The sequence below is a fragment of the Mycobacterium sp. NGS69 genome, assembly GCF_059812165.1.
In genome coordinates, this window is record NZ_JCALCD010000002.1 from 352,440 (window position 1) to 375,823 (window position 23,384).

A 23,384-nucleotide genomic window follows, 5' to 3' on the forward strand; every position below is an offset into this window, starting at 1 on the left:
GCTTACAGGCTGGCCAGCGCGGCCAGGCAGGCCGCGCCCAGCGCGGCGGTGTCCGTACCCATCTGATCCAGCGTCACGGTCCACAGGGCCGCGCGCGGCGCCGCGGCCACCCAGTCGACGGCCACCCGCAGCGGGTGGATCGGGTCGTCGACCGCCGCGGCCACCGCCAGCGGCGCGGTCAGCCGGGCCAGGTCGGCGCAACTGGGCGCGACGTAGGCCGCCGCCTCGTCCATGGCGTCGGGCAATTGCGGCCATTGGGCGCGCCAGGACCGGGTGAGCTCGTCGGCCAACCACGGCGGGCTGGACGCCCGCATCTGCGCCGTCGTCGCCGCCAATCCGTCGGCCCGCAGCTGCGCCGCGGAATGCCGCGCCGCCAGCGCCGCCGGCGCGTCGTCCGGGGCGCCCGCCCAGGCGGGCAGCGCGGCCAGCACGGCGACCGTGCGCCCGGGATGGGCGAGCGCCCACGCGGTCGCCACGGCCGCGCCGATCGAGACCCCGCCGACGCCGATCGGGCCGTCCCGGGCGGCGTCGTCCAGCGCGCGCAGGTAGCCCTCGACCAATCCCTCCGGGCGCGGCGGCGGGGCCACCAGCGTGGCGCCGATCTCGCGCAACGGGCCGGAAAACGCCCGGTAGACGTAGTCGTCGTCGGAGCCGGTTCCGGGCAACAACACCGTCGCGACACCGCGCAGATCGACAGTCACCCTTCGATATTGCCCGGCCGTCACAGAGCGTCCAACATCACGTTTCGTTCGGTTGGCACCGGGGAACCAAGAGGTCTACGGTGTCCGTTGGCATAGAGAAGCGCCGAGGCTTTATCACCACTGTCAGGAGGGGCCATGGGGGCCCAAGGGTATCTACGCCGGCTCACCCGTCGATTGACGGAGGACCCGGAGCAACGTGACTCCGAAGAGCTGTCGGGCGAAGTCGACAGCGCCGGCGCGCAGCGTGCGATCGATTGCGAGCGTGGCCAGGAGGTCACCATGATCGGCACGTTGCGCAGCGTGGAAACGAACGGCAAGGGTTGTTCCGGCGGGGTCCGCGCGGAACTGTTCGACGGCACCGACACGGTCGCCCTGGTGTGGTTGGGGCAACGCCGCATCCCCGGCATCGACTCCGGCCGCACGCTTCGGGTGCGGGGCCGGCTGGGCAAGCTCGAGAACGGGACCAAGGCCATCTACAACCCGCACTACGAAATTCAGCGGTGACCCTTTCCAGCGAACGCTTGCTGGACCAGGTCGGCGGGGTGAGCGGCGTCATCTACTCGTCGCTGCCGGTGGTCGTATTCGTGGCGGTGTCCAGCCTTTCCGGCTTGTTGGCCGCCATCGCGTCAGCGCTCGGCGTGGCGGCACTGGTGTTGGTGTGGCGGCTCATCCGGCGGGAATCGACCCAGCCGGCATTTTCGGGGTTCTTCGGCGTCGCCATCTGCGCACTGATCGCCTACCTCGTGGGGCAGTCCAAGGGCTATTTCCTGCTGGGCATCTGGATGTCGTTGTTGTGGTCGGTGGCTTTCGCGGGCTCGGTGCTGATCCGCCGGCCGCTGGTCGGCTACGCGTGGAGCTGGGCCACCGGCCGTGACCGGGCCTGGCGCGCCGTGTCGCGGGCCGTTTACGCGTTCGACATCGCCACGCTGTGCTGGACGCTGGTGTTCGCGGCGCGCTTCGTGGTCCAGCGGCTGCTCTACGACGCCGACCAGACCGGTTGGCTGGGGGTGGCGCGGATCGCGATGGGCTGGCCGCTGACGGCGCTGGCCGCGCTGGCGACGTACGCAGCGATCAAGGCCGCGCAGCGTGCCTTGCCGGCCCCTGAGGAAGCCGACGCCGCGGTCGACTGACCGGTCGCGCGGGGAGCGCGCGTTGGGTGTGAATCGTGGGCATTGTGTGTGAGCCCTGGGCGCAAAAATCGGCGAAATCCCGCCCTGAACGCACGCCGAAAACCGCCACGGCACACGCAAAGCGCGGAAACCTGGCCGACTAGTCGCGCGGCGCCGCTTCCGGCAGCAGCAGCTTCTGCAGCTCCTCCTCGGCCTCGGTGACCGCGACGAAGAGCAGTTCGTCGCCGCCCTCGAGCGGCTCGTCGGCTTCCGGCACGATGACCCGCGGGCCGCGCAGGATCGTCACCAGCGCCACGTCGCGCGGCAGCTGCAGCCGGCGCACCGGCTTGCCGCCCCACGGCGTGTCGTCGGGCAGGGTGATCTCGACCAGGTTGGCCTGACCCCGGCGGAATTCCATGAGCCGCACCAGATCACCGACGGCCACGGCCTCCTCGATCAGCGACGCCAGCATCCGCGGCGTGGACACCGCCACGTCCACGCCCCAGGCGTCGGTGAACAGCCACTCGTTGCGCGGGTCGTTGACCCGGGCCACCACCCGCGGCACGGCGAACTCCGTCTTGGCCAACAGGGACAGCACCACGTTGACCTTGTCATCGCCGGTCGCGGCGACGACGACGTCGAAATCCTCCAGGTGCACCGACTGCAGCAGGCTCAGTTCGCAGGCGTCACCGAGGCGCCAGTGCGCGGCCGGGATCGCGTCGACGTCGACGTGCTCGGGGTTGCGTTCGATGAGCGTCACGTCGTGGTTGTTCTCTAACAGTTCGCGGGTGACCGACCGGCCGACCGCGCCCGCTCCGGCGACGGCCACTTTCATTTGCCGGCTCCCGCGTCGAGGTCCTCACTGGGGGGCAGCGCCGCGATGGCCACCGCCTCGGCGGCGCGACCGGAAATCGCCGCGAGGTAAACCTGATCGCCGGCCTGGATGACCGTCTTCGGCTCGGGCAACACCCCGGTGCCGAACCGGATCAGGAACGCGACCCGGCCGCCGGTGGCCTGCTCCAGCTCGGTGGCCCGGTGCCCCACCCAGTCCTCGTGCAACTCGACCTCGGCCACGGCGACCGTGCCGGTCGGGTCGCGCCACTTGGTCATTTCGCCTTCCCGGGTAAGCAGGTTGAGCAGGCGGTCGGTGGTCCAGGGCACGGTGGCGATCGTCGGGATGCCGAGGCGCTCGTAGACCTCGGCGCGCTTGGCGTCGTAGATGCGGGCGACGACCCGCTGGACGCCGAACGTCTCCCGGGCCAGCCGGGCCGAGATGATGTTGGAGTTGTCCCCGGAGGACACCGCGGCGAACGCGTCGGCCCCCTCGACGCCCGCGCTCAGCAGCACGTCGCGGTCGAAGCCCTGGCCCAGCACCCGTTCGCCCGCGAATTCGGGGCTGAGCCGGTTGAACGCGGTGCTGTCGCGGTCGATCACCGCCACGTCGTGGCCGATCCGGGACAGCCCGTCGGCCAGCGAAGAGCCCACCCGGCCGCAACCCATCACAACCACACGCACTTGAGGTCCTCTCGGCTGGGTCCCGCCCGTCGGAGAACATTGTTGCCTACGAAACGCTAGCAAGCTCGGGTGGGCTTACTCTTGGCTCTCGTGTCCAAACTTTCGACCGCTGCACGCCGGTTGCTCATCGGCCGGCCGTTTCGTAGCGACCGGCTGAGTCACACACTGCTGCCCAAGCGGATCGCCTTGCCGGTGTTCGCCTCCGACGCGTTGTCCTCGGTGGCCTATGCCCCCGAGGAAATCTTCCTGATGCTCTCGGTTGCCGGCCTGTCCGCGTATGCGCTGGCGCCGTGGATCGGTCTCGCCGTGGCCGCGGTCATGCTGGTCGTGGTGGCCAGCTACCGGCAGAACGTGCACGCCTACCCGTCGGGCGGGGGCGACTACGAGGTGGTCACCACCAACCTCGGCGACACCGCCGGCCTGGTGGTCGCCAGTGCCCTATTGGTGGATTACATTCTCACCGTTGCCGTTTCGACCGCCTCGGCGATGTCCAACATCGGCTCGGCCATCCCGATCGTGGCCGAACACAAAGTGTGGTTCTGCGTGGCGGCCATCCTGCTGGTAATGGCGATGAACCTGCGCGGCGTCCGCGAGTCCGGATTGGCATTCGCCATTCCGACCTACGCGTTCATCGTCGGTTTGACTGTCATGATCGGCTGGGGACTGTTCCGGGCTTTCGTACTCGGTGATCCGCTGCGGGCCGAATCAGCGGGTTTCCAGATGCATGCCGAGCACGGCCAGATCATCGGTTTCGCCTTGGCGTTCTTAGTGGCGCGGTCGTTCTCCTCGGGCTGCGCGGCGCTGACCGGTGTGGAGGCGATCAGTAACGGGGTGCCGGCGTTTCAGAAACCCAAGTCGCGCAACGCCGCCACCACACTGCTGATGCTCGGCGCAATCGCGGTGAGCCTGTTTATGGGCATGATCCTGCTGGCCAAGAAGACTGGTGTCCAAGTCGTCGATGACCCCGCCAGGCAGCTGGCGGGAACGCCGCCGCACTATTACCAGAAGACTCTCGTCGCGCAGCTCGCGCAGGTGGTGTTCGGGAGCTTTCACATCGGCTTCCTGCTGATCGCGGCTGTGACCGCGCTGATTCTGGTGCTGGCCGCCAACACCGCATTCAATGGATTCCCGGTGCTTGGGTCGATCCTGGCGCAGCACAGCTACCTGCCGCGCCAGTTGCACACGCGCGGAGACAGGTTGGCTTTCTCCAACGGAATCCTGTTCCTGTCCGGGGCCGCCCTGCTGGCGATCATCGCGTTCCGCGCCGAGCTCAGCGCGCTGATCCAGCTCTACATCGTCGGCGTGTTCATTTCTTTCACGCTGAGCCAGATCGGCATGGTCCGCCACTGGACCCGGCTGCTGCGCAGCGAGACCGACCCGCGTGCGCGGCGCCAGATGATGCGCTCCCGGGTGGTGAACACGGTCGGATTGATCGCCACCGGCGCGGTGTTGTTGGTCGTTTTGGTGACCAAGTTTGTCGCCGGAGCCTGGATCGCGCTCTTCGCGATGAGTTTGCTGTTCATCATCATGAAGCTGATCCGCAAGCACTATCACACCGTGAGCCGGGAGCTGGAGGAGCAGGAGGCCGCCCAGCACGACGTCGTCCTGCCCAGCCGCAACCACGCGCTGGTGCTGGTGTCCAAGCTGCACCTGCCGACGCTGCGCGCGCTGGCCTACGCGCGCGCCACCCGCCCGGACACGCTCGAGGCCCTGACGGTCAGCGTCGACGACGCGGAAACCCGCGACCTGGTGCACAGGTGGGAGGAAAGCGATATCAGTGTGCCGCTCAAGGTCATCGCCTCGCCGTATCGCGAAATCACCCGCCCGATACTGGATTACGTCAAACGGATCAGCAAGGACTCCCCGCGCACCGTGGTGACGGTGTTCATCCCCGAGTACGTGGTGGGCCACTGGTGGGAGCAGGTGCTGCACAACCAGAGCGCGCTGCGGCTCAAGGGCAGGTTGCTGTTCATGCCCAACGTTATGGTGACTTCCGTTCCGTGGCAATTGAATTCGTCGGAGCGGCTCAAGGCCCTCCAGCCGCACGCGGCACCCGGCGACGCCCGACGCGGAATCTTCGACTGAGCACTGCGTTGAACCCCAACACACTGACGCTGGTGACCGGCGCCCCGGCCAACGGGGGCAGTTGCGTGGCGCACCACGAGGGCCGGGTGGTGTTCGTCCGCTACGCGCTGCCCGGCGAACGGGTGCGGGCGCGCGTCACCGCCGAGCGCGGATCCTATTGGCACGCAGAGGTAGTCGAGGTGATCGAGCCGTCGGCCGATCGGGTCGAGTCGATGTGCCCCATCGCCGGCGTGGGCGGCGCCGGCTGCTGCGACCTGGCGTTCGCCGCGCCGCAGGCGGCCCGCGCGCTCAAGGCGCACGTGGTGGCCAATCAGTTGCAGCGGCTGGGCGGCCACCAATGGGGCGGCGCGGAGGCGGGCGCAGAGCCGCTGTCGGACTGCGGCCCCAGCGGTTGGCGCACCCGGGTCCGGCTGGACGTGGGCGCGGATCGCCGGCCCGGCTTCCACCGGTATCACAGCGACGAGCTGGTGCCCGACCTGCGCTGCGCGCAGCTACTGCCGGGGATGCTGGACGGGCTGGCTCATGATTCGTCCGGTGCCGATTGGCCCGCGGGCGCGCAGCTGCACGTGGCCGTCGACGACGACGGCCAGCGCCACGTGGTGCGCACCCTTCGCCAGGGCGGGCAAACCGCGACCGCGGTCGCCGAGGGCGGCTACGAGGCAGTGCAGCGGGTGGGCGGGCGCACCTGGCGGGTGCCGGTCACCGCGTTCTGGCAGGCGCACCGGGACGCGGCCGAGGTCTACAGCGGCCTGATCGCCGACTGGGCGCAACCCACCACCGGCATGACCGTCTGGGACCTCTACGGCGGCGCGGGCGTTTTCGCCGCGACGCTCGCCGACGCGGTGGGGGAGTCGGGGCGGGTCATGACCGTCGACACCTCGCGCTCGGCGACGCGGGCCGCACGGACCGCGCTGGCCGACCTGCCGCAGGTCGACGTCGTCACCGACTCGGTCCGCCGAGCGCTGACCACGCGGGGCGCGAGCGCCTCGAAAGCCGACGTCGCGGTGCTGGATCCGCCGCGGGCAGGTGCGGGGCGCGACGTCATCGACCTGCTGGCCGCGGCCGGGGTCCCGCGCGTGGTCCACATCGGCTGCGAGGCAGCGTCTTTCGCGCGCGATATCGGCCTGTACCGCGGCCACGGCTATGCCGTCGAGCGGATCAGGGTGTTCGACGCGTTCCCGCTGACCCACCACACCGAGAGCGTGGCGCTGCTGACGCTTTAATTTTCCGCATCGAGACTGCGCTCAGAGCGTGCCTCGGGGCGTTTCGGGCGATCTGCACGCAGTCTCGGCGGGAGCCCGAATCTTGACTATGCTGGCGATGGCGCTCCGGGAAGTCTGGTCGGAACTGAATCCGCCTCCGCGCGGCACGACGGCCCGGCCCGGCATGCCGCGCTCACCGGTTGGGAGCGTGCGTCATGACCGAGGTAATCGAGGTCCGCGGCCTCACCTTCACCTATCCAAAAGCGTCGGCACCCGCGCTGCGCGGCTTGGACTTCACCGTCGATCGCGGCGAGATCCTCGGGTTCCTCGGCCCCAGCGGCGCGGGAAAATCGACGACGCAGCGGCTTCTCATCGGTCTGCTTCGTGGCCACGGCGGCAAGGCTGCCGTCTGGGGAAAGGAACCCGCGGCATGGGGATCCGACTACTACGAGCGCATCGGCGTGTCGTTCGAGTTGCCCAACCACTACCAGAAGCTCACCGGCCTGGAGAACCTACGATTTTTTGCGTCGCTTTACGCACGCGCCACGAGGGACCCGATCCAGCTGCTGGATGCCGTCGGCCTGGGCGCGGATGCTCATACCCGGGTGGGCAACTACTCCAAGGGCATGCAAATGCGGCTGACCTTCGCAAGGTCGCTGCTCAACGATCCCGAGTTGCTCTTCCTCGACGAGCCGACCTCGGGCTTGGATCCGGTCAACGCCCGCGTCGTCAAGAACATGATCTTGGACTTGAAGGCGCGCGGCCGCACGGTCTTTCTCACCACGCACGACATGGCAACGGCTGACGAGCTGTGTGATCGGGTGGCCTTCGTCGTGGACGGGACGATCGCGGCATTGGATCGACCCGTTGAGTTGAAGATCGCCCGCGGCCGGCGGTCGGTCAGGGTCGAATATCGCGGCGACGGAGGTGATCTGCAGGCCGCCGACTTCTCGATGGACACCCTGGCCGACGACGCGGCGTTCCACACCGTGCTGCGTGGACACCAGGTTGAGACCATTCACAGCATGGAAGCGAGCCTCGATGATGTGTTTGTCGAGGTCACCGGCAGGCGGTTGTCGTGATGCGGCTGGTGCGAGCGCTGCGGTTGGAGCTGACGCTGCAGTTGCGGCAGCGGTTCTTATACGCGGCCACCTTCTCCGGGTTGATCTGGCTGGCCGTCCTGCTGCCGATGCCGGCGCAGCTGCGCTCGGCCGCCGAGCCCTACGTGCTTGCGGGCGACGTCACCATCATCGGGTTCTTCTTCGTCGCGGGGACGGTGTTCTTCGAAAAGCAGGAACGCACGCTCAGTGCGGTCATCGCGAGCCCACTGCGGTTCAGTGAATACTTGGCCGCCAAACTTGCTGTGCTGCTGGTTATTTCGCTGGGGGTGGCGGTCGCAGTGGCTACCATCGTGCACGGGTTCTCGTACCATCCGTTGCCGATGGTTCTCGGGGTGGTGTTAGGAACCATGCTCATGCTGTTGGTGGGCTTCACCAGCTCGTTGCCGTTCCGCTCGGTCAGTGACTGGTTTCTGGCGGCGACCATCCCGCTCGCCGTGATGAACCTGCCGATCTTGTATCTGTCCGGCGTATGGCCCAACCCGATGCTGTACCTATTGCCCACGCAGGGACCGCTGTTGCTGCTGGCGGCGGCCTTCGACCAGCTGCGGCTACAGCCTTGGCAGGTCGGGTACGCGGTGCTGTATCCGATGGTGTGCGTGACGGGACTGTACCGGGCAGCGCAGGCGGTATTCGCTCGGTGCGTCGTCGCCAAGGGCGGTGGATGGTGAGGGCCAACCACGCGCGGGCCCTGACTACCTTCGGACGCAACGACCTTCGCGGCACCTACCGCGACCCGTTGCTCGTCATGATCGTTGTCGCGCCGGTCATCTGGACCAGCGCGGTCGCACTGCTGACCCCGCGCGTCACGTCGATGTTGGCCGATCGCAACGGGTTTGACCTGGTTCCGTACTACCCTTTGATCCTCACCGCATTCCTGCTCCTGACGAGCGTCATCATCGTGGGCGGCCTGGCCGCATTCCTCGTCCTGGATGAGGTCGACGCCGGCACGCTGACCGCGCTGCGGGTCACCCCTGTACCGCTGTCGGTCTTCTTTGCTTATCGCGCGGCCACCGTCATGGTGGTAACGACGATCTACGTCGTCGCGACGATGTCGTTCAGCGGGATCCTCGACTTGAGCCTGATACCGCAGTTGATTCCGATCGGGCTGCTCTCGGGACTGTCGGCGGTCGTGACCCTGTTGCTGATTATCGCCATGGCGAACAACAAGGTTCAGGGTCTGGCCGCGGTCCGCGCGCTGGGAATGCTCATTGCGGGCCTGCCCTGCCTGCCCTGGTTCATCCACTCCAACTGGAACCTCGCGTTCGGTGTGTTACCGCCATATTGGGCCGCGAAGGCATTCTGGGTTGCAAGTGAGCATCACACGTGGTGGCCGTATCTCGTTGCGGGCGTTATCTATAACCTGGCCATCGGCTGGCTGCTGTTCGGCCGATTCCGCGCCAAGCATACGTAGACTGCGTCAGGCCAGCACGAAATACCGCAGCCACAGGTACAGCCCGGACAGTGCGGCCGAGATCGCCGTGACGATCGCGCCCTTGCGGGTGAATTCCCAAAACGAGATGGGATTGTCGGCGCGCGCGGCGAGCCCGAGCACGATGACGTTGGCGCTGGCGCCGACGGCGGTCAGGTTGCCGCCGAAATCGGTCCCGATCGCAAGCGCCCACCACAGCACCCCGGGGTTGACGTGGTCTCCCAGCGCCGGCACCAGGTCGGCGACGATGGGGGCCATCGTCGCGGCGTACGGCACGTTGTTGACGACGCCGCTGATGACGAGCGACGCAACCAGAATCACCATGGTGGCCAGCAGGGTGTTGCCGCCGGTGGCGGTGATCGCCAGGTGCGCCAGCTGCTTGACGACGCCCGTCTTCACCAGCGCGCCGACCATGACGAACAGGCCGGCGAAAAACAGCAGCGTCTCCCACTCGACGTTGGACAGGTAGTCGGAATGTTCCAGCCGCGACACCACGATCAGGATGCCGGCGCCCAGCAGCGCGACGATGGACGGTTCCATGTGCAGCGCCGAGTGGCCGATGAACGCCGCGAACACCGCCACCAACACCACCCCGCAGGCGATGAGCAGCCGGCGATCGCGAATCGCCTCCTTCTCTTCCAGCGACATGACGTCGGCGACCCGTTCGGGGTCGACGGCGAACGAACCGCGAAACAGCCGCGGCAGCACCGCGATCAGGACGGCCATCACGATGATCACGATCGGCGCCAGGTGGATCAGGAAGTCGTTGAAGCTCAGGCCGGCCTTGCTGGCGATGATGATGTTCGGGGGGTCGCCGATCAAGGTCGCCGTGCCGCCGATGTTCGACGCGAACGCCTCGGCCATCAGGAACGGCGCCGCGTTGATCGCCAGCCGGTCACACACCAGCAGAGTCACCGGGGCGATCAGCAGCACCGTGGTGACGTTGTCGAGCAGGGCCGAGGCGATCGCGGTCACCAGCACCAGCAGGATCATCACGCGCAGCGGGGAGCCGCGGGCCCGCTTGGCCGACCAGATCGCGACGTACTCGAACACACCGGTTTGCCGCAGCACGCTGACGATGATCATCATGCCCAGCAGCAAAAAGATGACGTCCCAATCGATTCCGGTCTCGTGCGAGTAGAAGACGTCGTCGGAGTTGATGATCGGCATCGCGACGACGATCGCGGCGCCGGTGAGCGCGACCAGGGTCTTGTTGACGCGGTCGCTGGCGATCAGCGCGTAGGCGACGACGAACACGACGACCGCGACGACGCTCATCGAATGTCCTGTGTGCTCAAGGTTTCAGTGTTTGAGTGCGGCGGCCAATAGACGCGATGCGGTGATGACGCCGACCAGTGTCTCGTCTTTGACCACGGCGATCAGCGGGCTGCGCAGCCGGGCCATCATGGCGGCCACCTCGATGATCGTGTCGTCCGCGTGCGCCCACGGCACATCGGTCAGGTGGTCGGGCAGCATGTCCCCGACCGTCTTCCCGCCCAGCTTGTCGGCGGCCCGGTCGGCCATGGACTCGTTGAGCACGCCGGCCAGTGACGGGTCGTCCTGCACGTATTTCGGGACGATGAACCGCACCACCTGGGAGGCCGGCAGCACCGCGGAGGGCTTGCCGGACGCGTCGGTGACGACGATCCCGGGCAGCCTGTGCTCGGCGAGCAGGCGGGCGGCGTCGATGGCGTCGGAGTCGACCGTCACGACCGGGAAGTCCTCGGCGAGTTCCTCGGCGCGCATAGGGCAAACAATAGTCGGGTAGTGATCCGGCCGTGCCTGCGTAGACTGGCGGGATGCTGGAACAGATCCGCGGGCCCGCTGATCTGCAGTACCTCTCCCAACAGCAGCTCCGCGACCTGGCAGCCGAGATTCGCGAGTTCCTGATCCACAAGGTCGCTGCGACCGGGGGGCATCTCGGGCCCAACCTCGGCGTCGTCGAGCTGACGCTGGCGCTGCACCGCGTGTTCGACTCGCCGCACGACCCGATCATCTTCGACACCGGCCATCAGGCCTACGTGCACAAGATGCTGACCGGGCGCGCCAACGACTTCGAGAGCCTGCGCAAAAAAGGCGGGCTGTCGGGGTACCCGTCGCGCGCCGAGAGCGAACACGACTGGGTCGAGTCCAGCCACGCCAGCGCCGCGCTGTCGTACGCCGACGGCCTGGCCAAGGCGTTCGAGCTGAGCGGGCACCGCAACCGGCACGTGGTGGCCGTCGTCGGCGACGGCGCGCTCACCGGCGGCATGTGCTGGGAGGCGCTGAACAACATCGCCGCCTCGCACCGCCCGGTGATCATCGTCGTCAACGACAACGGCCGCAGCTACGCGCCCACCATCGGCGGCGTCGCCGACCACCTGGCTTCGCTGCGGCTGCAGCCCGCCTACGAGCAGGTGCTGGAAAAGGGCCGCGAGGTCGTGCGCTCCATGCCGCTGTTCGGCAAGATCGCGTACCGCTTCATGCACAGCGTCAAGGCGGGCATCAAGGACTCGCTGTCGCCGCAGCTGATGTTCACCGATCTGGGACTGAAGTACGTCGGCCCGGTCGACGGCCACGACGAACACGCCGTCGAGATGGCGCTGCGGCACGCCCGCGGCTTCGGGCGACCGGTGATCGTGCACGTCGTCACGCGCAAGGGCATGGGTTACGCGCCGGCCGAGGACGACGAGGCCGAGCAGATGCATTCGTGCGGCGTGATCGACCCGGCCACCGGCCAGGCCACCAAGATCGCCGGCCCGGGCTGGACGGCGACCTTCTCCGACGCGCTCATCGGCTACGCCCGCAAGCGCCGCGACATCGTGGCGATCACCGCGGCGATGCCCGGCCCCACCGGGCTGACGGCGTTCGGCCAGCAGTTCCCGGATCGGCTGTTCGACGTCGGCATCGCCGAGCAGCACGCGATGACATCGGCGGCCGGCCTGGCGATGGGTGGCATGCACCCGGTGGTGGCCATCTACTCGACGTTCCTCAACCGCGCCTTCGACCAGATCATGATGGACGTGGCGCTGCACAAGCTGCCCGTCACCATGGTGCTCGACCGCGCGGGGATCACCGGTTCCGACGGCGCCAGCCACAACGGCATGTGGGACCTGTCGATGCTGAACATCGTGCCCGGCATCCGGGTGGCCGCGCCCCGCGACGCCACCCGGCTGCGCGAAGAGCTCGGCGAGGCCCTCGATATCGACGACGGCCCGACGGCCCTCCGCTTTCCCAAAGGCGATGTGGGCGAAGACATTCCGGCCATCGAGCGGCGCGGTGGGATCTCCGGTATCGATGTGCTCGCGGTGCCCGGCCCCGGGTTGAACCACGACGTGCTGCTCGTCGGCGTCGGCGCGTTCGTGCCGATGGCGCTGGAGGTGGCCAAGCGGCTGCACAACCAGGGCATCGGCGTGACGGTGATCGACCCGCGCTGGGTGCTGCCGGTGTCCGACGCCGTCGTCGAACTGGCGGCGCAACACAAGCTGGTCGTCACGTGCGAGGACAACGGCGTCAACGGCGGCGTGGGATCGGCGGTGTCGGCCGCGCTGCGCCGCGCGGAGATCGACACGCCCTGCCGCGATGTCGGGTTGCCGCAACGGTTCTACGAGCACGCCTCGCGCGGCGAGGTGCTCGCCGATTTCGGGCTGACCGACCAGGACATCGCCCGCCGCATCACCGGTTGGGTCGCGGCGCTGGGTAGCAGCGTCACCGAAGCGGAGATCCGCGAACACCTCGACTAGTGGCGGCGGGCGCCGCTAGTCGGCGTCTTCCGGCGGCTGCAGCGCCCGCGCCAACACCGGGTCGACGAGTTGTCGTTGCCAGGCCCGCGCCTGCCCAGCGCGCAGAAACGCGTCGACCGCCTCGTCCGGGTCGGGCAATCCCTGCCTGAGGGTTTCCCAGTCCCAGCACAGCCGTCGCACCAGGTCCGGCGCGACCAGGTTTTCCGTGGGGACGTGCACCCGCTCCGACACTTCGCCCAGCGCGGCCCGGGCCGCCTCCAGCCGCGCCGCGGCCTCCGGCTTGCGCCGGCTCCACCGCGACGGCGGCGGCGGCCCGTTGGGCGCCTCGGCCTCGTCGGGCGGGTCCTGGGTCTGCCGGGCCGCTTTCAGCGCCGCCAGCCAGACCTCGGCGCTGCGGCGCTGGTTGCGCCCACCGAACACCGGCAACGCGACGAGGTCCTCGACGGTCTTCGGGTTGGCGAGGGCGGCGTCGATGATCGCCGAATCCGGCAGCACCCGCCGCGGCGCGACGTCGCGGCGCTGCGCGATCCGGTCGCGCGTCGTCCACAATTCGCGGACCGCCGCCAGGCCCCGTCGGTCGCGGACCCGGTGGATGCCCGACGTTCGGCGCCAGCGGTCCCGCTTCACCACCGGAGCAGCGTCCCGGGCGCCCACATCTCGCAGATAGTCGAATTCCTCTGCGGCCCAACCGGTTTTGCCCTGCTCGTCGAGCACGCCGGAGATCGCCGCGCGCAGCTCGATCAGCAATTCCACGTCCAGCGCCGCGTAATTCAGCCACTCGCCGGGCAGCGGGCGCTTGGACCAGTCGGCCGCGCCGTGGCCCTTGACCAGCCCGAGCCCCAGCAGCCGCTCCACCATGGTCGCCAGGTTCACCCGGTCGAAGCCGGCCAGCCGCCCGGCGAGCTCGGTGTCGTAGAGCGCCGGCGGCCGCATGCCCACCTCGGCCAGGCACGGCAGGTCCTGATCCGCGGAGTGCAGGATCCACTCGTCGCTGCCCAGCACCTCGGCGACCGGCCGCAGCGCGGTCAGCGGGTCGCCGCCGTGGCTGACCGGGTCGATCAGCACGGTGCCGGCCCCGGCGCGCCGGATCTGGATCAGGTAGGCCCGGTTGGAGTAGCGGAAGCCCGACGCCCGCTCGGCGTCGACCGCGAACGGCCCACGTCCCCGGTCCAGGAGGCGCGCCGCCGCCTCGATCTGCCGGGCGCTGACCGCGAGGTCGGGCACCCCCTCGGCCGGGCGCAGTAGCGGGGTCGCTTCGGGTGGGGTGCTTTCGGGCGCGCTGCTGTCGGGCCCGGGGGCCCCCGGTTCCCCCATGTCAGGCGCGTGACCGGGAGCTCAGGTCGGTGACTCCGGACGGCGGCAGGCCCGCGGCGTGCTCGAGGACCTCGCAGAACGCCTCGACGTGGGCCCCGACGGCGGGGGTCGTCGCCGTCCACGATGCCCGCAGCTCCAGCTGGTGGGCCCGCGGCGGTCCGGAGATGTCGCCGTAGCGCACCGACGTGGTGGCGGTGACGGTGCCGCCGAGGGCCGTGGTGTGCTCGAGCCGCGACTCCAGCGCGTCGACCAGCCAGCTCCACGCCACCTCCGGCAGCAGCGGATCGACCGCCTCGCTGGGATCCAGGTCGGCCTGGATGTAGGCGACCAGCCGGATCGTCCCGTCCCACGCGTCGGCGCCGTCCGGGTCGTAGAGCAGGATGAGCCGGCCGAACGCGTCGCCCTCGGATCGCTCCGGGACGATTTCGAGGTCGGGGTGCTTGACCTCGGCGCCCAGGGCGTAGCTGAAGGGCGCCAGGCGCTGCGGTGGACGGATCGGGCCCAGCTCGATCTCCGGCCGCACGGAGACGGTGTTCATCGCCGCGACCGCCTCGCGGAATGGGGCCGGTTCAGTCGAGCTCACAGCGTTCGACGCTAGACCCATCACCCGACACGGGAAAACAGGCGCGCCGAGTTTCGCGCCCGTCGCGACCAAGCCGTTACCAGGGGTTTTCGCGGTCCCTCCAAGGACGTCGTGCCTGATCAGGGCGTTGTTCCCCCAGTGAATCGGGCCGGGCGCTTCTCGCGGTGCGCGGCGAGGCCCTCCCGGACGTCGGGGCCGCTGAAACTGAGGAATTCCAGGCCAAGCGACGTTTCGAAGGCGGGCCCGAACATGCGATACCAGTGGTTGAGGCTGTGCTTGGTCCAGCGGATCGCGTCCTGCGCGCCCCGGGCCAGGTCCTCGGCCAGGCGCTTCGCGGTGGCCAGGACGTCGTCGTCGTCGACGCAGGTGGAGACCAGGCCGATGCGCTCGGCCTCCTCGCCGAGCAACGTCTCGCAGGTCAGCAGGTAGTACTTGGCCTTGGCCATGCCGACCAGCAGCGGCCAGCAGATCGCGGCGTGGTCGCCGGCGGCCACCCCGAGCTTGGTGTGCCCGTCGATCAGCTTTGCGGTCCGGCCGGCCACCGAGATGTCGGCGAGCAACGCCACCACCAGGCCGGCGCCGACGGCGGGCCCGCGGATCGCCGAGACCACCGGCTTGTCGAAGTTGACCATGTTGAGCACCATGTCGCGGGCCTCGCGCATGATGCGGATCCGGCCCTGGTAGTCGCTCATGGTCTCGTCGATCAGGTCGAAGCTGCCGCCCGAGGAGAACGCCCTGCCCTCGCCGCGGACCAGCACGACGCGCACGGCGGGGTCGCGGTCGATCACCGGCCAGATGTCGGCCAGGTCGCGGTGCATCTGGGGCCCGACCGAATTCAGCCCCGGCGCGTCGAGAACCAGGGTCAGCACGCCGCTCTCGCTGGGTTCACAGCGCAGGCTGGGGAACTCGTCGTAACTGATCGGCATTGGCGTGATGTTACGCAGCGGCGATGCCGGCGGACCGTCGTGGCAGCATTGGAGCCGATGAACACGCGTCGCGACCTCCCCGAGTCGCCGTACCTGGCCGCCGTCACCGGGCGCAAGCCCAGCCGGGTGCCGGTGTGGTTCATGCGGCAGGCCGGTCGCTCGCTGCCCGAGTACCGCGCGCTGCGCGAACGGCACAGCATGCTGGCGGCCTGCTTCGAGCCCGAGGTGGCCGCCGAGATCACGCTGCAGCCGATACGCCGCCACGGCGTCGACGCGGCGATCCTGTTCTCCGACATCGTGGTACCGCTGCGGGCCGCGGGCATCGAGCTGGACATCGTCGCCGACGTCGGGCCGGTGATCGCGCACCCGATCCGCACCGACGCCGACATCGACGCGTTCAAACCCCTTGACCCCGAAGCGATCCGGCCGATCTGCGAGGCGGTTTCGCTGCTCGTCGGCGAGCTGGGCGACGTCCCGCTGATCGGTTTCGCCGGGGCGCCGTTCACGCTGGCGTCCTATCTCGTCGAGGGCGGCCCCAGCCGTAACCACGCGCGCACCAAGGCGATGATGCTGGCCGAGCCGGCCAGCTGGCACGCGCTGATGTCGAAGCTCGCCGACCTCACTGTCGCGTTCCTGCGCGGGCAACTCGAGGCCGGCGTGGACGCGATCCAGGTGTTCGACTCGTGGGCGGGGACGCTGTCGCTGGCCGACTACCGCCGGTACGTGCTGCCGCACAGCTCAAGGGTTTTCGCGGAGCTGTCCGAATACGGCGTGCCGATGACCCACTTCGGGGTCGGGACCGCCGAACTGCTGGGCGCCATGTCCGCGGCGCTGAAGTGCGGCATGAAACCCGGCCAGTCCACGGTCGTCGGGGTGGACTGGCGGACCTCGCTGGCCGACGCCGCCGCCCGGGTCGAACCCGGCACGGCGCTGCAGGGCAACCTCGACCCGGTGGTGCTGCTGGCGGGCTGGCCGGTGGCCGAACGCGCGGCGCGGGCCGTCGTCGACGACGGGCGCCGCGCGGTGGACGCCGGCGCGGCCGGCCACGTCTTCAACCTCGGCCACGGGGTGCTGCCCGAGACCGACCCCGGCGTGCTGACCGACCTGGTCGCGCTGGTCCACTCGCTATGACCACCCGCTCGTATTGTGTTGTGGGCGGGGGGATTTCGGGGCTCACGGCGGCATACCGGCTGCGCGCGGCCGCCGGTGACAACGCGACCATCACGCTGTTCGATCCCGCCGACCGGCTCGGCGGCATCCTGCGCACCGAGCGGGTGGGCGGCCGGCCGATGGACCTGGGCGCCGAGGCGTTCGTGTTGCGCCGCCCCGAGATGCCGGCGCTGCTGGCCGAGCTCGGCCTGTCCGGGCACCAAATCGGCACCACCGGCGCCCGCCCGCTGATCTACAGCGGCCACCAGCTGCACCCCCTGCCCGCCGGGACGGTGGTGGGCATCCCGTCGTCGGCGGCGTCGCTGGCCGGTTTGGTCGACGAGGCGACGTTGGCGCGCATCGACGCCGAGCCGACTCGGCCGCTGGGCTGGCGGCCCGGCGGCGATCCCGCGGTGGCCGACTTGGTCGGCGACCGGTTCGGCGCGCAGGTGGTGGCGCGGTCGGTGGATCCGCTGCTGAGCGGGGTGTATGCCGGCTCCGCGGCGACGATCGGCCTGCGCGCGGCCGCCCCGGGCGTGGCGGCGGCGCTCGACCGCGGCGCCGCCAGCCTGACCGACGCCGTCCGGCAGGCGCTGCCGCCGGCCACCGGCGCGCCGGTGTTCGGGGCGATCGACGGCGGTTACCAGGTGCTGGTCGACGAGCTCGTTGGGCGTGCCCGGCCGCGCTGGGTCCGGGCCGCGGTGGAACGCCTCGACCCCGCCGAGCCGGGCTGGTCGCTGCTCGACGACACCGGCACCCGCTGGCACGCCGACGCGGTGATCCTGGCCATTCCGGCCCCGCGGCTGGCGGCCCTGTTCGACGAGATCGCCCCACGCAGCGCCGCCGCGGCGCGGCGGATCGAGAGCGCGTCGTCGGCGGTGGTGGCCCTGGCCGTGCCCGCCGACACCCCGTTCCCGAACTGCTCCGGGGTCCTGGTCGCCAGCGGAGAATCCTTGCGCGCCAAGGCGATCACGCTCTCGTCGCGCAAATGGGGCACGCGCGGCGACACGCAGCTGCTGCGGCTGTCGTTCGGCCGGTTCGGCGACGATGTGGCTGCCGGCACCCCCGATGACGAATTGCTGGGCTGGGCGCTGAGCGACCTGGTCGACGTGTTCGGGTTGACCGTCGACCCCGTCGATGCCCGCGTCCAGCGCTGGATCGACGCCATGCCGCAGTACGGCCCCGGCCACGCCGAGGTGGTCGCCGAGGTGCGCGCCGGCCTGCCGCCGACCCTCGCCGTGGCCGGCAGCTACCTCGACGGCATCGGCGTGCCGGCGTGCGTCGGGGCGGCGGGCCGGGCGGTCGAGGCACTGCGGACGGAAGTGGCACGATAGGAGTCATGGCCAAACTCGATTACGACGCCCTGAACTCGCAGCTGCGCTACCTGATGTTCTCGGTATTCTCGGTGCGGCCGGGCGAGCTCGGCGAGCAGCGTGACGCCGTAATTGACGACGCGACGACGTTTTTCAAGCTGCAGGAGGAACGCGGTGTCGTGGTGCGCGGCCTCTACGACGTGGCGGGCCTGCGTGCCGACGCCGACTTCATGATCTGGACCCACGCCGAACGCGTCGAAGCGCTGCAGGCGACCTACGCCGACTTCCGCCGCACCACCGCCCTGGGCCGGGCCTGCGCGCCGGTGTGGAGCAGCGTGGCGCTGCATCGCCCCGCGGAGTTCAACAAGAGCCACATCCCGGCGTTTCTGGCCGGCGAGGAGCCCGGCGCCTACATCTGCGTGTATCCGTTCGTGCGGTCCTACGAGTGGTACCTGCTGCCCGACGAGGAACGCCGCCGGATGCTCGCCGAACATGGCATGGCCGCCCGCGAGTACAAGGACGTCCGCGCGAACACCGTGCCGGCGTTCGCGCTGGGCGACTACGAATGGATCCTCGCGTTCGAGGCCCCAGAGCTGGACCGGATCGTGGACCTGATGCGCGAGCTGCGCGCCACCGACGCCCGCCGGCATACCCGGGCGGAGACGCCGTTCTTCACCGGGCCGCGGGTTCCGGTCGAGCAGTTGGTGAACGCTTTGCCTTGAGTTAAGCCGAAATCGAGGGGGACACATGACTACTCAATTCGACCCGACCGATCCCACCCGTTTCGAGGAGATGTACCGCGACGACCGGCTGTCGAACGGACTGCCGGCCGCCACGCCGTGGGACATCGGTGGCCCGCAGCCGGTGGTGCAGCAGCTCGTCGCGCTGGGCGCCATCAAGGGTGAGGTGCTCGACCCGGGCACCGGCCCGGGCCACCACGCGATCTACTACGCCGCCAAGGGATACTCGGCGACCGGCATCGACGGGTCGGCCGGCGCGATCGAGCGCGCCCGGGCCAACGCGCAGAAGGCCGGCGTGTCAGTCAATTTCGAGGTGGCCGACGCCACGAAGCTGGACGGGTTCGACGGCCGCTTCGACACCGTCGTCGACTGCGCCTTCTACCACACCTTCAGCACCGAGCCCGAGCTGCAGAAGTCCTACGCCCGGGCGCTGCACCGGGCGACCAAGCCGGGCGCGCGGCTGTACATGTTCGAGTTCGGCGAGGGCAACGTCAACGGCGTCAAGATGCCGCGGTCGTTGTCGGAGGCCGACTTTCGCGATGTGCTGCCGGTCGGCGGCTGGGAGATCACCTACCTCGGCCCGACGACGTATCGGGTCAACATGAGCATCGAGACGCTCGAAATGATGGCCGCGCGCAATCCCGACGCGGCCGAACAGACGAAGACCATGATGGACTGCTTCCGCGCGGTGGAGCCGTGGCTTCAGGGCGGCCAGGTGCACGCGCCGTTCTGGGAAGTGCACGCCACCCGGGTCGACTAACTGTTGCCGCGCGTCGCGTCGGCCAGGGCGTTGGCAACCCGCTCGCCCTTCTGGTGATGGCTCAGCGCCCGGATCGACACGTCATGGCCTTCGGCCGCCCGCCGCAGCGCGCCCACCGTGGCCTGCTCGCGCGGATGGTCGGCGAACGGGTCGAATGAGTACCAGCGCATGGCGTTTTCGTGGGTCATCTTGTTGATGTCGGTGTCCGAGACGTCGTGCTGGCCCAGCACATCCCAGAGTTCCTCGGGCGCGCCGGGCCACATCGAGTCGCCGAGCTCGATCTTCGCGCCGAACCCGCATGTCGCGCCGCCGGAGCGCGTAGGCTGCGTTCTCTGGTGACCGGCGCCGGGGGAGATGACCTGTTGGTCATGGCGCATCGAATTGCGGAGGTATTCCATGTCGTTCGTGATCGCGGCTCCAGACGCGGTGATGGCGGCGGCCAACGATCTGGCGGGCATCGGTTCGGCGATCAGGGCGGCCAACTCGGCCGCGGCGGCCGCCACGACGGGCGTGGTCGCGGCTGGAGCCGATCAGGTGTCGGCGGCGGTCGCGGAGCTGTTCTCCGCCCAAGGGCAGGAATACCAGGCGCTGAGCTCCCAGGTCGCTGCCTTTCACGCGCAGTTCGTGCAGAACGTGACATCGGGCATGGCCGCGTACGCCGGCGCCGAGGCCGCCAACGTGCAGGACAGTCTGCTCGACGCCGTCAATGCGCCCACGATGGCGCTGCTGGGGCGCCCGCTGATCGGCAACGGCGCCAACGGCGGCACCGTCAACGGGATCGGGCAGCCGGGCGGGCCCGGCGGGCTGTTGGTCGGCAACGGCGGGGCCGGCGGGAACAGCACCACGCCTGGAGCGCCGGGCGGCAACGGCGGGGCGGCCGGATTGTTTGGCGTGGGCGGCCCGGGCGGTGCCGGCGGCGCCAGCCCGACGGGCGCCGGCGGTAACGGCGGGGCCGGCGGGTCGGGGCTGCTGTTCGGCGGCGGCGGCACCGGTGGCACCGGCGGGTACGGGCTCCTCCAGGGCGGTAACGGCGGGCCCGGCGGGTCCGGCGGGCTGCTCGGCTTCGGCGGACCCGATCAGACGCATGGCAGCGCCGGTGGCGCCGGCGGTCCCGCGGGGTCCAGTGGAACAGGCGGGACCGGGGGAGCCGGAGGGACCGGCGGGCTGCTGGGTTCCGGCGGGTTCGGCGGCCCCGGCGGGGACGGCGGAACCGGTGGCAACGGCGGCGCCGGCGGCGGCAGCCTGCTGTGGGGCAACGGCGGGCCCGGCGGCCCCGGGGGCACCGGCAGCACGGGCGACGGCGGCAACGGCGGCACCGGCGGCACGGGCGGCCCGTTCGAGGGCGGCGGCGGTATCGGCGGCGCGGGCGGCACCGGAGTCGGGGGCAACGGCGGCACCGGCGGCAACGGCGGCACCGCGGGCGGCGTCTCCGGCAACGGCGGGCTTGGCGGCGCGGGCGGCACGGGCGTCACCGGACACGGCGGTAACGGCGGCGCCGGCGGCAACTCCAATCCCTACCAGGGCGCCGGTGGGGCCGGCGGCCGCGGCGGCGTCGGCGCCACCACCGGCGGCGACGGCGGGGCGGGCGGCAACGGCGCCGGATTCAACGGCTCCGGCGGGGCCGGCGGCATCGGCGGGTTCGGCTACACGACCGGCGGGAACGGCGGGGTCGGCGGCACCGCCGGGCCGATCGGCAACGGCGGGGTCGGCGGCGCCGGCGGGGAGGGCCTGGTCACCGGGGGCAACGGCGGTAACGGCGGCGTCGCCGTGCTGGTCGGCAACGGCGGCAACGGCGGCAGCGCCGGGGGCGGTCCCACTCCGGGCACGCCCGGCACCGGAGGCGCGGGCGGCAGCCTGTTCGGCCAGCCCGGGATGGACGGGGTCTAGGCACCGGGCGGGTACTTGGACCGCCGAGATCGACGTCAGCGTGGGCCGCACTCGCACTTCTTCGCGCCAGCGTCGATCTCGACGCGGACGAGCCGGCGAGTTACGCGCCCGTCGGCACCAACCTCAGCGAGATCGAGTTGATGCAGTACCGCTGATCCGTCGGCGTCGGATAGCCCTCCCCGGCGAACACGTGGCCCAGGTGGCTGTGGCAGTTCGCGCACAGCACCTCGGTGCGCGTCGTCCCCATCGAATGGTCGGGACGCAGGATCACCGCGTCGGAGTTCGCCGGGTCGAAGAACGACGGCCAGCCGCAGTGCGACTCGAATTTCTCTGTGCTGCGGAACAATTCGGCGCCGCAGGCCCGGCATTGGTAGATGCCTTCGGTCTTGGTGTCGGTGTACTCACCGGTGAACGGGCGCTCGGTGCCGGCGCGGCGCAGCACCTCGAACTCCTGCGGGTTCAGCTTTCGGCGCCACTCGTCGTCGGAGAGTTGCACCTTCGGCGACGCATCGGGGGAGGTCATGCCTCCACGCTAGCGCGCTCGCGGTCGACAGACAGCCACGCCGGATCGATGCCCTCGTCCAGCCTGTTTTCGGCCTTGGCGTCCAGGTAACGGAAGTAGAGCACCGTGAACACCACGATCAGCAGCAGCGACCAGCCGTAGGTGATCTTGAGGTAGTGCAGCGCGCGGCCGTAGCGCATGTGTTGGTAGATCAGCCAGTCGTCCAGCGCCAGGAAGCCGTAGACACCCAGCCAGGCCGGCCAGTTGCGGATCAGCGAGTTCTGCAGCACCACCGTCATCAGGAACGGGAACAGCATCATCGAGTAGTAGCCCTGGGCCAGCGGCAGCACCAGCCACGAACACAGCAGCAGCACGCCCGACGAGTTGGTGTACCAGAACAGCGGGTCCCGGGTCCGGTAGTAGCGGTACAGCAGCCACAGCGCGCCGATCGCGAGCACGACGAACAGGAGCCGCAGGAATACGATCAGCCAGGTCGGCAGCCCGAAGTACACGCCGTTGCCCTCGATCGAGCTGTTGAAGTAGTCCCGCACGCCGCCGATGTAGGGCATCGTGCGGGTGACGAAGTCCATCGGGTCGCTGACCAACGGCCACGCCGCGGCGTTGATGACGAGCGGGACGACGACCGCGGGCACAAGCGCCCGCCACTGGCGGTTCAGCAGCGGCAGCAACAGCAGCGGCGCGAGCACGGGTTTGAGCGTCAGCGTCAGCCCGATGGCGACACCCGCCCACCACTGATGGCCCACCCGCCCGTCCAGCAGCCACCGCAGGAACAGCACCTCGGCCAGCAGCACGCAGCCGTTGATGTTGGTGAACACCAGCGTGCTGGTCACGGATTCCGTGCAGAACATCGCGAGCAGCAGCGCGGGGGCGGCGACCGAGGACAGCGTGTAGTTGAACAGCCGCAGCAGCAGGTACCAGGCGAGCAGGATCGCGACGGTGTTGATCAGGATGAACAGATACCGCGACGGCGTGAAGGACAGGTAGCCGAAGGGCGCCATCAACAGCGTGCCGCCGGGCGGGTACAGGTAGTGCGGGTCGACGTAGTCGAAGTGCTCGTTGTAGATGTCCCAGCCCCGCCGGAAGTTCAGCACCGCCCGGTAGACCGGCTTGAAGTCGTCGGTGATGTTGCCGTTGAGCGTGAGCACGATGCTGCGGTGCAGCACCGACATGATGGCCAACGGCCACAACACCGACCGCACGATCGTCGCGGTGCTCGGTGCGCCGGTGCGGGGACGGAACGCGGCCAGCAGGCGGTCGCGCAGGCCGGTTCGGGTCGAGTCAGCTGCCGTCACGAAGCGCAAAGTA

At 69.7% G+C, this 23,384-nt stretch carries 23 protein-coding genes and 1 pseudogene; 13 read left to right on the forward strand and 11 right to left on the reverse strand.

Going from position 1 to position 23,384, the window contains the following annotated elements; genetic code table 11:
- Positions 1–2: 2 nt before the first annotated feature.
- On the reverse strand, positions 3–701 hold the full coding sequence (locus tag AC5Y2S_RS06945; RefSeq protein ID WP_499954917.1) for an alpha/beta hydrolase: 699 nt from the start codon (positions 699–701) through the stop codon (positions 3–5).
- A 135-nt stretch (positions 702–836) separates the two neighbouring features.
- Between AC5Y2S_RS06945 and AC5Y2S_RS06950 the strand changes: the two genes are divergently transcribed.
- Together AC5Y2S_RS06950 and AC5Y2S_RS06955 are read left to right on the forward strand one after the other, a co-directional pair.
- Entirely contained in the window at positions 837–1,205 is a 369-nt protein-coding gene (locus AC5Y2S_RS06950) for an OB-fold nucleic acid binding domain-containing protein (RefSeq protein ID WP_499879717.1), read from the forward strand.
- Positions 1,202–1,831, forward strand: coding sequence for a DUF3159 domain-containing protein (locus AC5Y2S_RS06955; RefSeq protein WP_499954919.1), 630 nt, complete (start codon positions 1,202–1,204; stop codon positions 1,829–1,831). Before AC5Y2S_RS06950 ends, AC5Y2S_RS06955 begins: the two co-directional genes overlap by 4 nt.
- 139 nt (positions 1,832–1,970) lie before the next feature.
- On the opposite strand, the gene AC5Y2S_RS06960 is transcribed toward AC5Y2S_RS06955, so the two are convergent.
- Positions 1,971–2,645: a potassium channel family protein gene (locus AC5Y2S_RS06960; protein WP_499954921.1), complete on the reverse strand. Its 675-nt coding sequence runs from the start codon at positions 2,643–2,645 to the stop codon at positions 1,971–1,973.
- Complete coding sequence (locus tag AC5Y2S_RS06965; protein ID WP_499954923.1) at positions 2,642–3,325, reverse strand: potassium channel family protein; 684 nt, start codon at positions 3,323–3,325, stop codon at positions 2,642–2,644. The genes AC5Y2S_RS06960 and AC5Y2S_RS06965 overlap by 4 nt, the downstream gene beginning before the upstream one ends.
- Before the next feature lie 90 nt (positions 3,326–3,415).
- Here AC5Y2S_RS06965 and AC5Y2S_RS06970 point away from each other — a divergent pair, with 90 nt between their 5' ends.
- From AC5Y2S_RS06970 to AC5Y2S_RS06990, 5 genes are all read left to right on the forward strand, one after another.
- Positions 3,416–5,410, forward strand: coding sequence for an APC family permease (locus AC5Y2S_RS06970; RefSeq protein ID WP_499954925.1), 1,995 nt, complete (start codon positions 3,416–3,418; stop codon positions 5,408–5,410).
- Positions 5,407–6,633, forward strand: a complete 1,227-nt coding sequence (locus AC5Y2S_RS06975; protein WP_499955671.1) for a class I SAM-dependent RNA methyltransferase — start codon at positions 5,407–5,409, stop codon at positions 6,631–6,633. The genes AC5Y2S_RS06970 and AC5Y2S_RS06975 overlap by 4 nt, the downstream gene beginning before the upstream one ends.
- A gap of 194 nt (positions 6,634–6,827) precedes the next feature.
- Positions 6,828–7,694 carry an ABC transporter ATP-binding protein gene (locus AC5Y2S_RS06980; protein WP_499954927.1) on the forward strand — a complete coding sequence of 289 codons (867 nt, stop codon included), beginning with the start codon at positions 6,828–6,830 and terminating at the stop codon, positions 7,692–7,694.
- Positions 7,691–8,401 carry a fluoroquinolone export ABC transporter permease subunit gene (locus AC5Y2S_RS06985; protein ID WP_499954928.1) on the forward strand — a complete coding sequence of 237 codons (711 nt, stop codon included), beginning with the start codon at positions 7,691–7,693 and terminating at the stop codon, positions 8,399–8,401. The genes AC5Y2S_RS06980 and AC5Y2S_RS06985 overlap by 4 nt, the downstream gene beginning before the upstream one ends.
- Complete coding sequence (locus tag AC5Y2S_RS06990) at positions 8,395–9,144, forward strand: Rv2686c family ABC transporter permease subunit (protein ID WP_499954930.1); 750 nt, start codon at positions 8,395–8,397, stop codon at positions 9,142–9,144. Before AC5Y2S_RS06985 ends, AC5Y2S_RS06990 begins: the two co-directional genes overlap by 7 nt.
- Before the next feature lie 6 nt (positions 9,145–9,150).
- Here the strand turns inward: AC5Y2S_RS06990 and AC5Y2S_RS06995 are convergent, their stop codons facing one another.
- Together AC5Y2S_RS06995 and AC5Y2S_RS07000 are read right to left on the reverse strand one after the other, a co-directional pair.
- Entirely contained in the window at positions 9,151–10,440 is a 1,290-nt protein-coding gene (locus AC5Y2S_RS06995; protein WP_499954932.1) for an ArsB/NhaD family transporter, read from the reverse strand.
- Positions 10,441–10,464: 24 nt separating this feature from the next.
- Complete coding sequence (locus AC5Y2S_RS07000; protein ID WP_499954933.1) at positions 10,465–10,908, reverse strand: CBS domain-containing protein; 444 nt, start codon at positions 10,906–10,908, stop codon at positions 10,465–10,467.
- Between the two features lie 53 nt (positions 10,909–10,961).
- Between AC5Y2S_RS07000 and dxs the strand changes: the two genes are divergently transcribed.
- Positions 10,962–12,884: a 1-deoxy-D-xylulose-5-phosphate synthase gene (dxs, locus tag AC5Y2S_RS07005; protein ID WP_499954934.1), complete on the forward strand. Its 1,923-nt coding sequence runs from the start codon at positions 10,962–10,964 to the stop codon at positions 12,882–12,884.
- A 15-nt stretch (positions 12,885–12,899) separates the two neighbouring features.
- Here dxs and AC5Y2S_RS07010 read toward each other — a convergent pair whose 3' ends face one another.
- The 3 genes from AC5Y2S_RS07010 to AC5Y2S_RS07020 all read right to left on the reverse strand — a co-directional run bounded on the left by AC5Y2S_RS07010 (position 12,900) and on the right by AC5Y2S_RS07020 (position 15,707).
- Positions 12,900–14,198, reverse strand: a complete 1,299-nt coding sequence (locus tag AC5Y2S_RS07010; RefSeq protein WP_499954935.1) for an HRDC domain-containing protein — start codon at positions 14,196–14,198, stop codon at positions 12,900–12,902.
- A 1-nt stretch (position 14,199) separates the two neighbouring features.
- Positions 14,200–14,736 carry a DUF3000 domain-containing protein gene (locus AC5Y2S_RS07015; protein ID WP_499955673.1) on the reverse strand — a complete coding sequence of 179 codons (537 nt, stop codon included), beginning with the start codon at positions 14,734–14,736 and terminating at the stop codon, positions 14,200–14,202.
- A 164-nt stretch (positions 14,737–14,900) separates the two neighbouring features.
- Complete coding sequence (locus AC5Y2S_RS07020) at positions 14,901–15,707, reverse strand: enoyl-CoA hydratase/isomerase family protein (RefSeq protein ID WP_499954936.1); 807 nt, start codon at positions 15,705–15,707, stop codon at positions 14,901–14,903.
- A gap of 57 nt (positions 15,708–15,764) precedes the next feature.
- Here AC5Y2S_RS07020 and hemE point away from each other — a divergent pair, with 57 nt between their 5' ends.
- Genes hemE through AC5Y2S_RS07040 form a run of 4 tightly spaced genes read left to right on the forward strand, consistent with a single transcriptional unit; the run spans position 15,765 to position 19,669 of the window.
- Positions 15,765–16,838 (forward strand): uroporphyrinogen decarboxylase, encoded by a 1,074-nt coding sequence (gene hemE, locus AC5Y2S_RS07025; RefSeq protein ID WP_499954937.1) that lies wholly within the window; start codon positions 15,765–15,767, stop codon positions 16,836–16,838.
- On the forward strand, positions 16,835–18,190 hold the full coding sequence (locus tag AC5Y2S_RS07030; protein ID WP_499954939.1) for a protoporphyrinogen oxidase: 1,356 nt from the start codon (positions 16,835–16,837) through the stop codon (positions 18,188–18,190). The genes hemE and AC5Y2S_RS07030 overlap by 4 nt, the downstream gene beginning before the upstream one ends.
- Positions 18,191–18,195: 5 nt before the next feature.
- The gene (gene hemQ / locus AC5Y2S_RS07035) at positions 18,196–18,891 is read left to right on the forward strand and encodes a hydrogen peroxide-dependent heme synthase (protein WP_499954941.1); all 696 of its coding nucleotides are present in this window, start codon (positions 18,196–18,198) and stop codon (positions 18,889–18,891) included.
- A gap of 25 nt (positions 18,892–18,916) precedes the next feature.
- Positions 18,917–19,669, forward strand: a complete 753-nt coding sequence (locus AC5Y2S_RS07040; protein ID WP_499954942.1) for a class I SAM-dependent methyltransferase — start codon at positions 18,917–18,919, stop codon at positions 19,667–19,669.
- On the opposite strand, the pseudogene AC5Y2S_RS07045 reads toward AC5Y2S_RS07040, so the two are convergent.
- Positions 19,666–19,938: pseudogene (locus tag AC5Y2S_RS07045) on the reverse strand (amidohydrolase family protein); the annotation flags it as partial. The gene AC5Y2S_RS07040 and the pseudogene AC5Y2S_RS07045 sit on opposite strands and share 4 nt — an antisense overlap.
- A 127-nt stretch (positions 19,939–20,065) precedes the next feature.
- On the opposite strand from AC5Y2S_RS07045, the gene AC5Y2S_RS07050 reads away from it, so the two are divergent.
- Positions 20,066–21,556, forward strand: a complete 1,491-nt coding sequence (locus AC5Y2S_RS07050; protein ID WP_499954943.1) for a PE family protein — start codon at positions 20,066–20,068, stop codon at positions 21,554–21,556.
- 100 nt (positions 21,557–21,656) lie between these two features.
- Here the strand turns inward: AC5Y2S_RS07050 and msrB are convergent, their stop codons facing one another.
- Both msrB and aftC read right to left on the reverse strand, forming a co-directional pair.
- Complete coding sequence (gene msrB / locus AC5Y2S_RS07055; protein WP_499954944.1) at positions 21,657–22,079, reverse strand: peptide-methionine (R)-S-oxide reductase MsrB; 423 nt, start codon at positions 22,077–22,079, stop codon at positions 21,657–21,659.
- Positions 22,076–23,380 carry an arabinofuranan 3-O-arabinosyltransferase gene (gene aftC, locus AC5Y2S_RS07060; RefSeq protein ID WP_499954945.1) on the reverse strand — a complete coding sequence of 435 codons (1,305 nt, stop codon included), beginning with the start codon at positions 23,378–23,380 and terminating at the stop codon, positions 22,076–22,078. Before aftC ends, msrB begins: the two co-directional genes overlap by 4 nt.
- Positions 23,381–23,384 lie beyond the last annotated feature (4 nt).

What these genes read in the sequence shown, in the direction of transcription:
- AC5Y2S_RS06950 (WP_499879717.1), top strand. Translation starts at nt 837, where the DNA reads ATGGGGGCCCAAGGGTATCTACGCCGGCTCACCCGTCGATTGACGGAG.
- AC5Y2S_RS06960 (WP_499954921.1), bottom strand. Translation starts at nt 2,645, where the DNA reads ATGAAAGTGGCCGTCGCCGGAGCGGGCGCGGTCGGCCGGTCGGTCACC.
- AC5Y2S_RS06980 (WP_499954927.1), top strand. Translation starts at nt 6,828, where the DNA reads ATGACCGAGGTAATCGAGGTCCGCGGCCTCACCTTCACCTATCCAAAA.
- AC5Y2S_RS06990 (WP_499954930.1), top strand. Translation starts at nt 8,395, where the DNA reads ATGGTGAGGGCCAACCACGCGCGGGCCCTGACTACCTTCGGACGCAAC.
- AC5Y2S_RS06995 (WP_499954932.1), bottom strand. Translation starts at nt 10,440, where the DNA reads ATGAGCGTCGTCGCGGTCGTCGTGTTCGTCGTCGCCTACGCGCTGATC.
- AC5Y2S_RS07000 (WP_499954933.1), bottom strand. Translation starts at nt 10,908, where the DNA reads ATGCGCGCCGAGGAACTCGCCGAGGACTTCCCGGTCGTGACGGTCGAC.
- dxs (WP_499954934.1), top strand. Translation starts at nt 10,962, where the DNA reads ATGCTGGAACAGATCCGCGGGCCCGCTGATCTGCAGTACCTCTCCCAA.
- AC5Y2S_RS07010 (WP_499954935.1), bottom strand. Translation starts at nt 14,198, where the DNA reads ATGGGGGAACCGGGGGCCCCCGGGCCCGACAGCAGCGCGCCCGAAAGC.
- AC5Y2S_RS07015 (WP_499955673.1), bottom strand. Translation starts at nt 14,736, where the DNA reads ATGAACACCGTCTCCGTGCGGCCGGAGATCGAGCTGGGCCCGATCCGT.
- AC5Y2S_RS07020 (WP_499954936.1), bottom strand. Translation starts at nt 15,707, where the DNA reads ATGCCGATCAGTTACGACGAGTTCCCCAGCCTGCGCTGTGAACCCAGC.
- hemE (WP_499954937.1), top strand. Translation starts at nt 15,765, where the DNA reads ATGAACACGCGTCGCGACCTCCCCGAGTCGCCGTACCTGGCCGCCGTC.
- AC5Y2S_RS07030 (WP_499954939.1), top strand. Translation starts at nt 16,835, where the DNA reads ATGACCACCCGCTCGTATTGTGTTGTGGGCGGGGGGATTTCGGGGCTC.
- hemQ (WP_499954941.1), top strand. Translation starts at nt 18,196, where the DNA reads ATGGCCAAACTCGATTACGACGCCCTGAACTCGCAGCTGCGCTACCTG.
- AC5Y2S_RS07040 (WP_499954942.1), top strand. Translation starts at nt 18,917, where the DNA reads ATGACTACTCAATTCGACCCGACCGATCCCACCCGTTTCGAGGAGATG.
- AC5Y2S_RS07050 (WP_499954943.1), top strand. Translation starts at nt 20,066, where the DNA reads ATGTCGTTCGTGATCGCGGCTCCAGACGCGGTGATGGCGGCGGCCAAC.
- msrB (WP_499954944.1), bottom strand. Translation starts at nt 22,079, where the DNA reads ATGACCTCCCCCGATGCGTCGCCGAAGGTGCAACTCTCCGACGACGAG.